This window comes from Fulvivirga sp. M361, from assembly GCF_007097395.1.
GTDB lineage: Bacteria > Bacteroidota > Bacteroidia > Cytophagales > Cyclobacteriaceae > Fulvivirga.
Genome location: NZ_VKDC01000017.1, coordinates 92,135 through 106,972 on the forward strand (window position 1 = coordinate 92,135; position 14,838 = coordinate 106,972).

Annotated in this window: 12 protein-coding genes and 4 tRNA genes; all 16 read right to left on the minus strand. The window is 40.4% G+C overall.

Going from position 1 to position 14,838, the window contains the following annotated elements:
• Nucleotides 1–9: 9 nt before the first annotated feature.
• Nucleotides 10–477, minus strand: a complete 468-nt coding sequence (gene rpsG / locus FNH22_RS18285) for a 30S ribosomal protein S7 (protein WP_143399873.1) — start codon at nt 475–477, stop codon at nt 10–12.
• A gap of 12 nt (nt 478–489) precedes the next feature.
• Nucleotides 490–864 carry a 30S ribosomal protein S12 gene (gene rpsL, locus FNH22_RS18290; RefSeq protein WP_143399874.1) on the minus strand — a complete coding sequence of 125 codons (375 nt, stop codon included), beginning with the start codon at nt 862–864 and terminating at the stop codon, nt 490–492.
• Between the two features lie 171 nt (nt 865–1,035).
• Complete coding sequence (locus tag FNH22_RS18295; protein ID WP_143399875.1) at nt 1,036–1,365, minus strand: DUF3467 domain-containing protein; 330 nt, start codon at nt 1,363–1,365, stop codon at nt 1,036–1,038.
• Entirely contained in the window at nt 1,365–5,678 is a 4,314-nt protein-coding gene (gene rpoC, locus FNH22_RS18300) for a DNA-directed RNA polymerase subunit beta' (protein WP_143399876.1), read from the minus strand. The genes FNH22_RS18295 and rpoC overlap by 1 nt, the downstream gene beginning before the upstream one ends.
• A gap of 57 nt (nt 5,679–5,735) precedes the next feature.
• Entirely contained in the window at nt 5,736–9,608 is a 3,873-nt protein-coding gene (gene rpoB / locus FNH22_RS18305; protein WP_143399877.1) for a DNA-directed RNA polymerase subunit beta, read from the minus strand.
• Between the two features lie 190 nt (nt 9,609–9,798).
• Nucleotides 9,799–10,182 carry a 50S ribosomal protein L7/L12 gene (gene rplL / locus FNH22_RS18310; protein ID WP_143399878.1) on the minus strand — a complete coding sequence of 128 codons (384 nt, stop codon included), beginning with the start codon at nt 10,180–10,182 and terminating at the stop codon, nt 9,799–9,801.
• A 35-nt stretch (nt 10,183–10,217) separates the two neighbouring features.
• On the minus strand, nt 10,218–10,748 hold the full coding sequence (gene rplJ / locus FNH22_RS18315; RefSeq protein WP_143399879.1) for a 50S ribosomal protein L10: 531 nt from the start codon (nt 10,746–10,748) through the stop codon (nt 10,218–10,220).
• Between the two features lie 2 nt (nt 10,749–10,750).
• Complete coding sequence (gene rplA, locus FNH22_RS18320) at nt 10,751–11,449, minus strand: 50S ribosomal protein L1 (RefSeq protein ID WP_143399880.1); 699 nt, start codon at nt 11,447–11,449, stop codon at nt 10,751–10,753.
• A gap of 11 nt (nt 11,450–11,460) precedes the next feature.
• Entirely contained in the window at nt 11,461–11,904 is a 444-nt protein-coding gene (rplK, locus tag FNH22_RS18325; RefSeq protein WP_143399881.1) for a 50S ribosomal protein L11, read from the minus strand.
• A 4-nt stretch (nt 11,905–11,908) separates the two neighbouring features.
• A complete protein-coding gene (gene nusG / locus FNH22_RS18330) occupies nt 11,909–12,466 on the minus strand; it encodes a transcription termination/antitermination protein NusG (protein WP_143399882.1) in 558 nt (185 codons plus the stop codon).
• 18 nt (nt 12,467–12,484) lie between these two features.
• Nucleotides 12,485–12,676, minus strand: coding sequence for a preprotein translocase subunit SecE (gene secE, locus FNH22_RS18335; protein ID WP_143399883.1), 192 nt, complete (start codon nt 12,674–12,676; stop codon nt 12,485–12,487).
• Between the two features lie 18 nt (nt 12,677–12,694).
• Nucleotides 12,695–12,767: transfer RNA gene (locus tag FNH22_RS18340), tRNA-Trp, on the minus strand.
• A 186-nt stretch (nt 12,768–12,953) separates the two neighbouring features.
• Nucleotides 12,954–14,141, minus strand: a complete 1,188-nt coding sequence (gene tuf, locus FNH22_RS18345) for an elongation factor Tu (RefSeq protein ID WP_143399884.1) — start codon at nt 14,139–14,141, stop codon at nt 12,954–12,956.
• An 89-nt stretch (nt 14,142–14,230) separates the two neighbouring features.
• Nucleotides 14,231–14,302: transfer RNA gene (locus FNH22_RS18350), tRNA-Thr, on the minus strand.
• Nucleotides 14,303–14,501: 199 nt separating this feature from the next.
• Nucleotides 14,502–14,574: transfer RNA gene (locus tag FNH22_RS18355), tRNA-Gly, on the minus strand.
• Between the two features lie 65 nt (nt 14,575–14,639).
• A tRNA-Tyr gene (locus FNH22_RS18360) sits at nt 14,640–14,722 on the minus strand.
• Nucleotides 14,723–14,838: the final 116 nt, after the last annotated feature.

Sequence of the window (14,838 nt, forward strand, 5' to 3'; positions counted from 1 at the left end):
TGCCTGAAATTATAGTCTAAAATGAGAAAATGCCTTATTTGCGTCAGCCATTCTATGTGTGTCGTCCTTCTTTTTAATAGCAGCTCCCTCGCCTTTTGACGCAGCGATGATCTCACCAGCCAACCGATCTCTCATTGTCTTCTCACCCCTGGATCTGGCATAACGGATCATCCATTTTATACCTAAGGTTATCTTACGGTCAGGGCGTACTTCCATTGGCACCTGAAAGGTAGCTCCACCTACTCTTCGACTTTTTACCTCAACAGCAGGCATGACATTATTTAATGCCTTTTTCCAGGTTTCCAATCCATTTTCACCTGTTTTACTTTCTACCTGCTCTATAGCTTGATAAAAAATATTGTAAGCAATACTTTTCTTTCCATCAACCATCAGATAATTAACAAATTTAGTAACAAGTGTATCACTAAATTTGGGATCAGGAAGGATATACCTCTTTTTAGGTTTAGCTTTTCTCATTCTTTTTACTATTTATTTCTTGGGCCTTTTAGCACCGTATTTAGACCTTCGTTGTAGTCTGCCATTCACACCGGCAGTATCTAAGGCACCTCTAATGATATGATATCGCACACCAGGAAGGTCTTTCACTCTCCCTCCTCTAATTAAAACAATAGAGTGCTCCTGAAGGTTATGACCTTCTCCCGGAATATAGGCGTTCACTTCTTTACCATTAGTCAAGCGAACTCTCGCTACTTTACGCATCGCTGAATTCGGCTTTTTAGGTGTAGTAGTGTAAACTCTGGTACAAACACCACGTCTTTGCGGACATGAATCTAGAGCTGGTGATTTTGACTTTGATATCAAATTCTTTCTGCCCTTCCTTACCAATTGTTGAATAGTAGGCATTTATATTTATTTCTTAAATTACAACGTTCTCAAAATTCGGACTGCAAAGGTATAAAAAGAGCTAGATTAAACAAATAAATCTAATTTATTTAATCCTTCAGAGAGGGCATTAAAAAAGCCCGTAATATCTAAAGAAGGTTCTTTCTTGGACGATATTACAGGCTTTTTGTATTAGGCTTCTCCTACTGTTCCTCCAAAATTAATAGGGAACTTAGGAGCTTCATCAGTTTTTTTAATTGAACCAAAAGTATCTTCATATTTTTGGATATTATCATTCAAGGCATTAAGTAATCTCTTGGCATGTTCCGGCGTTATCACAATCCTGGATTTTACCTTTGCCTTAGGTACACCTGGCATCAAACGAATAAAGTCAATAACAAATTCACTGTTTGAATGCGCAATCATTGCCAGATTAGCATATTCACCTTCAGCAATCTCTTCAGATAATTCTATATTGATCTGATTTGGATTTGCTTTTTTATCTTTATTCTCTTCAGCCATTAGCTATCTGCTTGTAATTCCCTTGGTGAATCAGTGGCTTGTTCACCAGCTGTAACCAGTTGATCATATTCTTCATGCGAACCAACGATGTACTTATTAAAGTTCCGTTGACCGGTACCCGCAGGAATCAAATGACCTACAATCACGTTCTCTTTCAAGCCGAGCAATTGATCCGCCTTACCTCGAATAGCAGCTTCACTAAGCACTTTAGTAGTTTCCTGGAATGAAGCAGCCGACAAGAAGCTCTCCGTTTTCAGTGATGCCTGCGTAATACCCTGGAGTGTAGGTTTAGACACTGCGGGCATTGCCTCCCGCACCTCGACAGGTTTCATATCTTTACGCTTGAGTGTAGAGTTTTCATCTCTCAATTCTCTTGCGGTAACAATTTGTCCGGGCTTAAGATTTTCCGAATCCCCTGCATCCATAACCACCTTTTTATCCAGAACCATATCGTTCTCCTCGCCAAAGACGAATTTATCAATACTCTCACCCGTCAGGAAGCTTGTATCTCCCGGATCAAGGATCTGCACCTTTTGCATCATTTGGCTAACAATAGCTTCTATGTGCTTATCATTGATCTTAACCCCTTGTAAACGGTATACTTCTTGAATTTCATTAACAAGGTATTCCTGAACTGCTGTAGGACCTTTTATGGCAAGAATATCAGAAGGTGTTATTGCACCATCCGATAAAGGATAACCTGCTCTGACAAAGTCATTATCCTGTACAAGTATATGCTTTGAAAGAGGGACCAGGTATCTCTTCTTCACACCGTCTTTCGATTCAATAAATATCTCTCGATTTCCTCTCTTTATTCCACCATAAGTCACAACACCGTCAATTTCACTAACGACTGCAGGATTAGACGGGTTCCTGGCTTCGAAAAGTTCAGTAACACGAGGAAGACCTCCGGTAATATCCCGTGATTTACCCATAGTCCTGGGGATCTTTGACAGTATTTGACCAGCCTTGATCGTTTGCCCTTCCTCTACTGACAAGTGAGCTCCCACGGGTATATTATAGCCTTTAGACTCGTTCTTGGCATTAACAACCACGGCTGGGTTTTTAGTCTTATCTTTTGTATCAGTAATTACTTTTTCTCTGTGACCGGTTTGTTCATCGGACTCTTCCTTGTAAGTAATTCCTTCTATGATGGAGTCAAACTCGATCGTTCCATCAAACTCTGATAAGATCACGGCATTATAAGGATCCCAGAAACACATTTGATCACCCTTTGAAATCTTCTGTCCTTCTTTAACAGTAAGGAAAGAACCATAGGGTACATGATTGGAAATAAGTACTTGCTTCTTCTTAGGGTCAACGATTTTTATCTCGCCAGTCCTACCCATGATAACATCTACTTTCTCATCCTCACTGTTAATGGTAGATATTGTTCTAATTCCTTCGAACTCAATCACACCATCAAATTTAGCTCTGATACTGGCATCCACAGCAATATTCGAAGCCGTACCACCTACATGGAATGTTCTTAAGGTAAGTTGTGTACCAGGTTCACCAATAGATTGTGCAGCTATTACACCAACAGCCTCACCTGCATGTACCATTCTACCGGTAGATAGATTTCTTCCATAGCATTTCGCGCAACCTCCCTGCTTGGTTTCGCAAGTCAATAACGAGCGAATTTCAATTTCTTCCAAGCTAGTCTCATCGATCTGTTTTGCGATATCTTCTGTAATTTCTTCTCCTGATTCACAAATGATTTCATCTGTAAGCGGATCATAGATATCGTGAACAGATACTCTACCCAGTATTCTTTCAGATAATGGCTCAACAATGTCTTCATTGTCCTTAAGTGCGGCAACGGTAAGACCTCTCAACGTACCGCAATCAGCCTCGGTAATCACAAGATCTTGTGCTACATCCACTAATCTCCTGGTCAAGTATCCTGCATCAGCCGTTTTGAGTGCGGTATCTGCAAGCCCCTTTCTAGCACCGTGTGTTGAGATAAAGTATTCTAATACGTCCAGTCCCTCTTTAAAGTTAGACAGAATAGGGTTTTCAATAATCGCCCCTACAGAACCTGCCAGGTTTTTTTGAGGTTTGGCCATAAGTCCTCTCATTCCTCCCAACTGACGTATTTGTTCTCTTGAACCTCTTGCGCCAGAGTGCATCATCATATAGATAGAGTTGAATCCCTGATCGTCTTCTTCCAACTGATGCATCAACGTATTTGTCAACTGAGTGTTGATCCTCGTCCAGATATCAATCACCTGGTTGTATCGCTCATTATCAGTGATCAGCCCCATCAAGTAGTTATTCCAAACTACATCTACTTCTTCTTTGGCCTGGTTAACCAGATTTTCTTTCTCCGCAGGAACTGCTACATCGTTCAGCCCCATTGAAAGACCGCCTTTGTAGGCAGACTGGAAGCCTAACTCCTTAATATCATCAAGGAATTGAGCAGTTCTGGCCATACCAGAAATTTTAAAGACATCTGATATAATGGTTTGTAACTTTTTCTTTGTCAGTAGTTCGTCGACAAAACCCACTTCTTCAGGAACATACTGATTGAATAAAACTCTACCAGCCACTGTCTCAACTACTTTGGTCTCTAACTCTCCACTCTCTGTTCTAACTTTAGTTCTTACTTTGATGTGAGCGTGTTTAGAAAGTTTCTTTTCATTAAGCGCTATCACTACTTCTTCAGCGCTGTAGAAGATTCTGCCCTCACCGGGAACAGCTTCCTGCTTAGTTCCTTTTCTACCTTTAGTCACATAATACAGACCCAGTACCATATCTTGAGAGGGTACAGTAATAGGTGCACCATTGGCAGGGTTCAATATATTATGTGATGATAACATCAACAATGACGCTTCCAAAACAGCCTCCTGACCTAACGGTACATGAACCGCCATTTGATCACCGTCAAAATCAGCATTAAAGGCAGTACATACCAATGGATGAAGTTGGATTGCTTTTCCCTCGATTAATTTGGGTTGGAAAGCCTGAATACCCAGTCTGTGAAGCGTTGGAGCCCTGTTAAGTAATACGGGATGGCCTTTCAAAACATTTTCCAGAATATCCCAAACAACAGGATCTTTCCTGTCCACAATCTTTTTAGCGGATTTTACTGTTTTTACAATACCTCTCTCTATAAGCTTTCTTATAATGAATGGTTTGAAAAGCTCCGCTGCCATATCTTTTGGCAACCCACACTCATGCAGCTTTAGTTCCGGACCTACAACGATTACCGAACGTCCAGAATAATCCACCCTCTTACCCAATAAGTTTTGACGAAAACGACCTTGTTTTCCTTTGAGCATATCGCTTAAGGATTTCAGTGCTCTATTCCCATCAGAACGCACGGCATTTACTTTTCTTGAATTATCAAAAAGTGAGTCAACCGCTTCCTGGAGCATCCGCTTTTCATTCCTTAGGATAACTTCAGGCGCTTTAATATCAATAAGTCTTTTTAGACGATTGTTTCTAATGATCACTCTTCTGTAAAGATCGTTCAAATCAGACGTAGCAAACCTTCCACCATCTAAAGGCACTAGTGGCCTTAATTCAGGCGGAATAACGGGCACCATACGGATCACCATCCACTCCGGGCGATTTTCTATTCTGGTCTTAGCATCTCTAAAAGCCTCGACTACTTTAAGTCTTTTCAGAGCTTCTGCCTTCCGCTGTTGTGATGTATCTGTGGCCGCCTGATGCCTTAGGTCATAAGACAAGGTATCCAAATCAAGACGAGACAACAGCATCTCCAAGGATTCAGCTCCCATCTTGGCAATGAATTTATTAGGGTCATCGTCATCTAGCAACTGGTTTTCTCTTGGCAATTTATCCAGAATATCCAGGTATTCGTCTTCCGTAAGGAAATCCATGTAGGCTAGTCCATCCTCTTCCTTCACGCCGGCCTGAATAACTACGTAGCGCTCATAGTAAATGATCTGATCCAACTTTTTAGTTGGTAGACCTAAAAGATAACCTATCTTATTAGGTAAAGACTTAAAGTACCAAATGTGAGCTACGGGAACCACGAGTTCAATGTGCCCCATTCTCTCACGTCTTACTTTCTTCTCGGTAACTTCTACTCCACAACGATCACAAATAATACCTTTGTAACGTATTCGCTTATATTTTCCACAATGACATTCCCAATCTTTAACCGGACCGAATATTCTTTCACAAAATAAACCGCCCATTTCAGGCTTGTACGTTCTGTAGTTGATCGTTTCAGGCTGTGTTACTTCTCCGTGCGAACTTTCTAAGATCGACTCCGGAGATGCCAGGCTGATAGTAACTTTTGAAAAATCGTTATTTAACTTTTTGTTTTTTCTGAACGACATAGTTAGATTTTTTATGAGCAATGTTGTGCAGGAAAAATCCTGTACAACATATATTTATTAGTCTAAGGTAATTTCAAGTGCTAATCCACGAAGTTCGTGTACAAGTACATTGAAGGATTCAGGTATATTAGGCTTTTTCATATTTTCACCTTTAACGATAGCTTCATACGCTTTCGCTCTTCCTATCACATCATCAGACTTAATGGTAAGAATTTCCTGAAGTACATTGGATGCTCCAAACGCTTCAAGAGCCCAAACTTCCATTTCACCGAACCTTTGACCTCCAAACTGCGCTTTACCTCCCAGGGGTTGTTGAGTAATTAATGAGTACGGCCCGATGGATCTGGCGTGCATCTTATCATCTACAAGGTGTCCCAGTTTCAACATGTAAGCAATACCGACCGTAACCGGTTGATCGAATTTCTCACCACTTAGCCCATCATATAGAAATGTTCTGCCATATTTAGGTAGTCCGGCTTCATTCAGTTCTGTCGCTACCTCTTCCATCGATGCACCGTCAAAAATCGGAGTAGCATATTTTCTTCCAAGCTGTAGGCCTGCCCATCCAAGAACCGTTTCGTATATTTGTCCAAGGTTCATCCTGGAAGGTACACCTAAAGGATTGAGGCAAATATCAACAGGTGTTCCATCTTCAAGGAACGGCATATCTTCCGTTCTCACGATTCTGGCTACCACACCTTTATTACCATGGCGACCTGCCATTTTATCACCTACTTTTAGCTTTCTTTTCTTCGCGATATAGACTTTAGCCAACTGTACGATACCGGCTGGTAATTCATCACCTACTTCCAATGTAAATCTTTCCCTCTTGAAGTCTCCGGCAATCTCATTCCTCTTGATGTTATAACTTTTGACAAGCTTGAATACCATTTCATTCGCCTTCTCATCACTTGTCCAATTATCTAAATTAACATCAGATACCAGATTAACCTCCTCGGGAACATTATAGGTACTCTCATCTTTATAGATGTTCTTTTCCGGAAAAAGATTCTCTTCAATATTTCTAGCTCCGAATTTAACTCCTTTGCTAATGAGTTCGTCACCAAATTTGTGCTTGATACCCTGGCTGGTTTTTCCATTAAGAAGTGTCGTCATCTTCTCGATCATTTCACTTCTCAGTCCAAGTAACTGCTTACTATACTTATTCTTAAGTATTTCAACCTCTTTCTTCGATTTGGCCCTAAGTTCCTTATCCTTCTTAGGTCTTGAAAAAAGCTTGGTATCTATTACAACTCCGCGAAGTGATGGAGGCGCTTTAAGAGAAGCATCTTTTACATCACCTGCTTTATCTCCGAAAATAGCCCTTAGCAGCTTTTCTTCTGGAGTAGGGTCAGTCTCTCCTTTCGGTGTTATTTTACCGATTAAGATATCTCCTTCTTTTACTTCTGCCCCAATACGAATAATACCGTTTTCGTCCAGGTGCTTAACTGCTTCCTCACTAACATTCGGTATCTCAGAAGTAAGTTCTTCCTCTCCTCGCTTAGTATCCCTTACTTCAAGTTCAAATTCCTCTATATGGATAGATGTATACACATCGTCCCTGACTACTTTTTCGGAAATTACGATGGCATCCTCAAAGTTGTAACCTTGCCATGGCATGTAAGCTACTTTCAAATTTCGACCCAAGGCCAATTCACCACCTTCAGTAGCGTAACCTTCTACCAAAGGCTGCCCTTTAAGAACTCTATCTCCTTTTTTAACAATTGGAGTAAGGTTAATGCACGTATCCTGGTTTGTCCTTCTGAACTTAATCAGATCATATGTCTTACTGTCTTTATCGAAACTGATCAACAGGTCGTCTTCATCCATATCATATTTTACTATGATCCTTTTGGCATCGACAAATTCAACAATACCGTTTTCTTCCGCAAGAACCAGTGCTCTTGAGTCCAGCGCAACCCGACTTTCCAAACCTGTACCTACTATTGGTGCTTGAGGTTTCATAAGTGGAACCGCCTGACGTTGCATGTTTGATCCCATCAAAGCACGGTTGGCATCGTCATGTTCCAAGAATGGGATAAGGGAGGCTGCCACAGAAACAATTTGATTAGGTGCAACGTCCATATATTTAACTTCCGCTGGTTCCACCACAGGAAAGTCTCCCTCAAATCTGGCCTTGACCCTTTCGTTCAGGAAGTCACCGCTATCTTTCAAAGGAGCGTTAGCCTGGGCTATGTTATGTGTATCTTCTTCTTCAGCTGTAAGGTATTTGACATTTCCGGTCATATCTACCTTGCCGCCATTTACCTCCCGGTAAGGTGTTTCAATAAAGCCCATATGGTTCACCTTAGCATGAACACATAAGGAAGATATCAATCCAATATTCGGACCCTCGGGAGTTTCAATAGTACAAAGCCTCCCATAGTGTGTGTAATGCACATCACGTACCTCGAATCCGGCACGCTCTCTGGATAGACCTCCAGGTCCAAGCGCAGACATTCTTCTCTTGTGGGTAATCTCCGCCAATGGATTCGTTTGATCCATAAACTGAGATAGTTGATTAGTACCAAAGAAAGAGTTGATAACTGATGACAATGTTCTTGCGTTGATCAGATCAACCGGCTTGAAATCTTCGTTATCTCTAACGTTCATTCTCTCTTTGATAGTTCTTGCCATTCTGGCCAGACCTACACCAAATTGAGTATATAATTGTTCCCCAACTGTTCTTACCCTTCTGTTACTCAAATGGTCAATATCATCAACTACTGCTTTTGAATTAATAAGACCAATCAAATATTTAACAATAAGAATAATATCTTCGGTGGTCAAAACTCTTTGGTCAGTATCAAGATCTAACCCGAGTTTCTTGTTAATTCTATATCTACCTACTTCTCCCAGATCATAGCGCTTCTCACTGAAGAATAAACTCTGGATAATATCACGTGCTGTTTGTTCATCTGGTGCTTCAGTATTTCTCAACTGACGATAGATTTGCTCAACAGCCTCCTTCTCAGAATTTGAGTTATCTTTAGATAACGTATTAAAAATGATAGTATAATCTGTTACGTTTACGTCATCCCTATGAAGTATAATTGACTTAGCACCAGAATCAACTATAATGTCAATATCCTCTTCCGTAAGAATGTGATCTCTCTCAAGCAGCACCTCATTTCGGTCTATCGATACTACTTCGCCAGTATCCTCATCCACGAAATCCTCAGTCCAGGTTCTAAGCACTCTGGCTGCAAGTTTTCGACCACTTACATCTTTTAAATCTTTCTTGGTAGCTTTTACCTCTTCTGACAATCCGAAAAGGTCCAGAATATCTTTATCTGTACCATAACCAATAGCTCTCAAAAGTGTGGTAACAGGGAACTTTTTCTTTCTATCGATGTAAGCATACATTACATTATTTACATCTGTAGCAAATTCTATCCAGGACCCTTTAAAAGGAATAATTCTGGCTGAATATAATTTCGTTCCGTTGGTATGCTTGCTTTGAGCGAAGAACACACCAGGTGATCTGTGCAATTGGGACACAATTACCCTTTCAGCTCCGTTAATGACAAAAGAACCCTTCTTGGTCATATAAGGAATATTACCCAAGAATACTTCCTGTTCTATGGTTTCAAAATCCTCATTGTCCTCATCATTGCAAGTTAACTTCAATTTTGCCTTCAAAGGAACAGAATACGTAAGACCTCTGTCTATGCATTCGTCAACAGAATATTTTGGAGGATCAACAATGTAATCGATGAATTCAAGAACAAAATTTTCCCTTGAGTCTGAAATAGGGAAGTTTTCAGAGAAAACTTTGAACAAACCTTCTTGCTCTCTTTTCTCAGCAGGCGTCTCCAGCTGGAAAAAATCTTTGAAAGACTGTAATTGAATATCCAAGAAACCAGGATAGTCGATTACTTTCTTTATGGATGAGAAATTGATTCTTGAGGTTTCTGTGTTATTAGCCAAAGCATTATTTTTTTAATTACCAGAACTTTCTTGTCCGGCCTGTCCTTTATATTTGTAAGAAAGAAGGTAGGCCTAAGATATTTGTTTGTATATCTACAAACAGGAAAAGACCCTATTATCCCATTCACCTTTTCAGGCCTCTGGAATAAGGGTCTGTAAATTTTTGACAACTATGTGTCGTCGCCAAGGATTATTTTAACTCTACTTCTGCCCCGGCTTCTTCAAGCTGCTTTTTAAGGCCTTCTGCTTCGTCTTTTGCTATCCCTTCTTTAATGGATTTAGGAGCGCCATCTACCATCTCCTTCGCTTCTTTAAGTCCTAAACCTGTAAGCTCTTTTACCAATTTAACTACTGCTAGTTTCGTTCCTCCTGCTGATTTCAGGACAACATCAAACTCAGATTTTTCAGCCGCTGCGTCACCACCTTCAGTTCCACCTGCTGCAGGACCAGCTACTGCTACTGCCGCTGCTGCCGGCTCAATGCCATGTGTTTCTTTTAAGTATTCCGCAAGCTCGTTTACTTCTTTAACAGTAAGTTCAACTAGTTGATCGCCAAGTGCTTTAACGTCTGCCATTTTTATTCTATTTAATATTCCTTTTTAATTCAAACTTAATTTTCTCTTTCAGCTAAGGTTTTTATCAGTCCGCCTAATGTACCTTTTCCACTTTGAAGTGCAGAAAGTACGTTTTTAGCAGGTGATTGTAGTAAACCTATAACTTCGCCCAGTAACTCGTTTTTAGATTTGAGTTGACTTAACGATTTTAAATGATCTTCTCCGATGAAAAGATCTCTTTCAATGGAAGCAGCCTTTAAAAGTGGTTTTCCGCCACCTTGTTTTTTTCTATATTCAGTGATAATTTTAGCCGGTATATTTGCAGCTTCTTCTACAAACATTACGCCTGATGAGCCTTTAAGAACATCATTCAAGCCATCATAGTCGCCCTCTACATCCTGTAGCGCTTTCTTTATCAATGTATTTTTAAATACTCGATACTCAACTCCCTTTTCAAAGCACAACCTACGAAAGGCATTGATCTGTGCCACGGATAATCCTGAAGCATCAGTAATATAGAAATGCCCATTATTAGCAAATTTATCTTTGAGATCGTCTATTATCGTCGCTTTTTCTTGTCTCGTCATGGCTATATTCCTCCTATTGAGTTTTTATCGATTGTAATTGAAGGACTCATGGTAGTTGATACGTTGATACTTTTGAAATAAGTACCTTTTGAAGAAGATGGCTTTAACTTCGCTATAGTCTGAACCATTTCATTAATATTGTCTTGGATTTTATCAGCTGTAAAAGACGACTTAGCCACTCTGGTATGTATTATACCGAACTTGTCTACTTTAAAGTCAATTTTACCTGCTTTAATCTCTTTTACCGCTTTTGCTACGTCTAACGTCACCGTTCCGGATTTTGGATTAGGCATCAAGCCTCTTGGTCCCAGAACGCGGCCTAATCGCCCCACTTTGGCCATTACTGTTGGCATGGTGATAATTACATCAACATCGGTCCAACCACCTTCAATCTTAGCTATATAATCATCAAGGCCTACATGGTCAGCACCAGCATCCTTCGCTTCCTGCTCTTTGTCAGGAGTACATAACACTAGTACATTAAGGTCTTTACCCGTACCGTGAGGAAGAGTAACAACACCTCTAACCATTTGATCCGCCTTCTTAGGATCAACACCCAAACGAATGTCAATATCAACAGAAGCGTCAAATTTGGTAAATGTTATTTCCTTTAAAAGCGCAGATGCTTCTTCCACAGAATATTCTTTTTGAGGCTCAACTTTAGCCAGCACTGCTTTTTGATTCTTTGTTAGCTTTCCCATTAGATGCTATATTAATTACTCCAAGGAGCTGTTCCTGTAACTTTTATACCCATACTGCGGGCTGTACCTGCTACCATTTTCATAGCAGACTCCATTTTAAAGGCATTAAGATCAGGCATCTTTGTCTCAGCAATTGTTTGAACCTGGTCCCAGGTAATCGACCCTACCTTATTTCTATTAGGCTCAGGTGAACCTTTTTTCTTCTTGGATGCCTCTAACACCATCACGGCAGCCGGCGGTGTTTTGATTACGAACTCAAAAGACTTGTCGGCGTATATCGTAATTAAGACGGGTAATACCTGACCTTGTTTTTCTTGTGTCCTGGCATTGAACTGCTTACAAAAGTCCATTATATTCAGACCTTTACTACCAAGGGCAGGTCCTACCGGAGGTGAAGGATTTGCCTGACCTCCACGGATTTGTAACTTTAAGTATCCACTAATTTCCTTAGCCATTATCTTAATCTAATTTTTCTACTTGCATATAATTCAATTCAACAGGAGTATTCCTGCCGAATATCTTCACCATAACATTCAATTTCTTCCTCTCCTCAAATACCTCTTCCACAGTACCCGTAAAACCACTGAACGGTCCGTCCATCACTTTCACTGACTCTCCCACTATATAAGGTGTATCCAGCTTTTCTTCAAACTCATCCATTTCATCCACCTTGCCAAGAATTCTATTGATCTCAGCTTGCCTTAAAGGAACAGGTTGCTTGGAAGAGCCTGTACCATTATTACCGAGAAAACCGATCACTCCTGGTATGCTTGTCACCAGGTGATTTGCCTCCCCATTGCTCAAATCTGCCGAGACTAGAACATATCCTGGAAAAAAGTTTCTTTCTCGAACTCTTTTTTTCCCATTCCTCATCTCATACACCTTTTCAGAAGGTATCAACACTTGAGGAACAAAATCTGCCAACCCCTCTCTTTCAACCTCCGTCTCAAGATAGCTCTTAACTTTCTTTTCCTGACCGCTAACGACCCTAACTACATACCATTTTAATTCGCTCACAACTAGCTAAGGTTTAAATTAGAATTCCTTGTAAAACAAGTCCATGCCATTTTGAAAGACATAATCCATAGCGCCAATAATCAGTGCAAATATTAAAGAAGCAATTAACACCAACATAGAACTATTTTGTAGTTGACTATATTTCGGCCAAGAGACTTTATTTTTCATCTCATCGTAAGCATCCAGGATAAAAGTCTTTAATTTTTGCATTGTTTTTTATTTTCCTTGCACGGGTGGAGAGACTCGAACTCCCAGCCAACGGTTTTGGAGACCGCTACTCTACCAATTGAGCTACACCCGTTTTTCATTATATAAATACGAGCCAAAGACGCACCTCTCTATCCTACTCCTATGCCGTCATTTTGGATACAATTTTTACACTACTGGCCCCACATCATCCAAAATGGTCTGCAAAGGTAGCATAAGTTTTTACAAAACAAAAGCGTTCTGAAAAAATTCAGAACGCTTTTACATTGTTTATTTATTCTTAGTCCAGAATCTCAGTTACCTGACCTGAACCTACCGTTCTACCACCTTCTCTGATAGCAAACCTAAGTCCCTTGCCCATAGCAACCGGGTTAATCAAGTTCACTTCGATCGACACGTTATCGCCAGGCATAACCATTTCAACACCTGAAGGAAGCATGATCTCTCCCGTCACATCTGTAGTCCTGAGATAAAACTGAGGACGATATTTATTAAAGAAAGGTGTATGACGTCCTCCTTCTTCTTTAGACAGCACATAAACTTCTGCCTTGAATTTTGAATGAGGAGTTACTGAACCTGGTTTACAGATTACCATTCCTCTTTTAATATCGGTTTTTTCAATACCTCTTAATAAAAGACCCACGTTATCACCGGCTTCTCCTCTATCGAGGATCTTTCTGAACATTTCAACACCAGTTACAGTAGACTTCAAGTTTTCTGCTCCCATCCCTAATATATCTACAGGATCACCAGAGTTAATAACACCACTTTCAATTCTACCAGTAGCCACAGTCCCTCTACCTGTAATGGAGAATACATCTTCCACAGGCATCAGAAAATCTTTATCTATCAATCTTTCAGGAATAGGAATGAAGTTATCAACAGCATCCATAAGCTCTTCCACTTTCTCCACCCATTGAGATTCCCCATTAAGTGCACCAAGAGCAGAACCCTGTATCACTGGAATATCATCACCTGGGAAATCGTAGGCAGAAAGTAATTCTCTGATTTCCATTTCAACAAGCTCCAACAGTTCGGGATCATCCACTAAATCTACTTTGTTCATAAAAACAACCAAAGCAGGAACACCTACCTGACGTGAAAGCAGGATGTGCTCACGTGTTTGAGGCATAGGACCGTCAGTAGCAGCAACCACTATAATCGCTCCGTCCATCTGAGCAGCTCCAGTAACCATATTCTTTACGTAATCAGCGTGACCAGGGCAGTCAACGTGAGCGTAATGACGATTAGCTGTTTCATACTCAATGTGTGAAGTATTAATCGTAATACCTCTTTCCTTTTCTTCAGGTGCATTGTCAATCGAAGAAAAGTCTCTCGTTTGCGCCAGACCTTTGTCTGACAATACTTTAGAAATAGCCGCAGTCAAGGTAGTTTTACCATGGTCAACGTGACCGATTGTCCCAATATTAACATGGGGTTTTGAACGGTCGAATGTTTCTTTAGCCATATTTGAAAATCCCTAAGTTTAGTTTAAAATTTATTTCTTTTATCAATTAAAATTCTTTTTATACTGGCGCAGCAAGCGATCTACTATTGAGCCAAGAAGGGGATTTGAACCCCCGACCTCTTCCTTACCAAGGAAGCGCTCTACCCCTGAGCTATCTCGGCTTTAAATTCAGGAAAGGTTTAATCCATTCCAATTTGGTGCAAAGCGTTTTTTTTTGAACTCTCTTAGTTCTAAAAACTTCCCAGTATAACAGTAATTACCAGATATTACTTTCCCTGAAAGAATACCTGGTAATCAAGTTCTTTGATCGACTTAAGTGACATTTATTTCAATTAAACATCTACCCATGATGTCGAACAGAGCGGGAGACGAGGTTCGAACTCGCGACCTACAGCTTGGAAGGCTGTCGCTCTACCAGCTGAGCTACTCCCGCTTAATCAACGCCTTCCTGGAAACCCACCTTCATGAAAGAAAGTAGTAATGCGAAGATCGTTGCAGTGGGGGGAGCAGGATTCGAACCTGCGAAGTCATAAGACAACGGATTTACAGTCCGTCCCAGTTGGCCGCTTTGGTATCCCCCCTCCCTAAATACTTTAAAAGAACAAGATTTGAAAAATGACTTATTAACAGCCGATTTTTCAAAGGAAGTGCAAAATTATACGCTTTTTTATTTTATTCAAGCATTTAGAAAAAAAGA

Bases quoted from the DNA above. Each gene is read 5' to 3' on its own strand.
- rpsG (WP_143399873.1), bottom strand. From the start codon at position 477: ATGAGAAAAGCTAAACCTAAAAAGAGGTATATCCTTCCTGATCCCAAA.
- rpsL (WP_143399874.1), bottom strand. From the start codon at position 864: ATGCCTACTATTCAACAATTGGTAAGGAAGGGCAGAAAGAATTTGATA.
- FNH22_RS18295 (WP_143399875.1), bottom strand. From the start codon at position 1,365: ATGGCTGAAGAGAATAAAGATAAAAAAGCAAATCCAAATCAGATCAAT.
- rpoC (WP_143399876.1), bottom strand. From the start codon at position 5,678: ATGTCGTTCAGAAAAAACAAAAAGTTAAATAACGATTTTTCAAAAGTT.
- rplL (WP_143399878.1), bottom strand. From the start codon at position 10,182: ATGGCAGACGTTAAAGCACTTGGCGATCAACTAGTTGAACTTACTGTT.
- rplJ (WP_143399879.1), bottom strand. From the start codon at position 10,748: ATGACGAGACAAGAAAAAGCGACGATAATAGACGATCTCAAAGATAAA.
- rplA (WP_143399880.1), bottom strand. From the start codon at position 11,449: ATGGGAAAGCTAACAAAGAATCAAAAAGCAGTGCTGGCTAAAGTTGAG.
- rplK (WP_143399881.1), bottom strand. From the start codon at position 11,904: ATGGCTAAGGAAATTAGTGGATACTTAAAGTTACAAATCCGTGGAGGT.
- secE (WP_143399883.1), bottom strand. From the start codon at position 12,676: ATGCAAAAATTAAAGACTTTTATCCTGGATGCTTACGATGAGATGAAA.
- tuf (WP_143399884.1), bottom strand. From the start codon at position 14,141: ATGGCTAAAGAAACATTCGACCGTTCAAAACCCCATGTTAATATTGGG.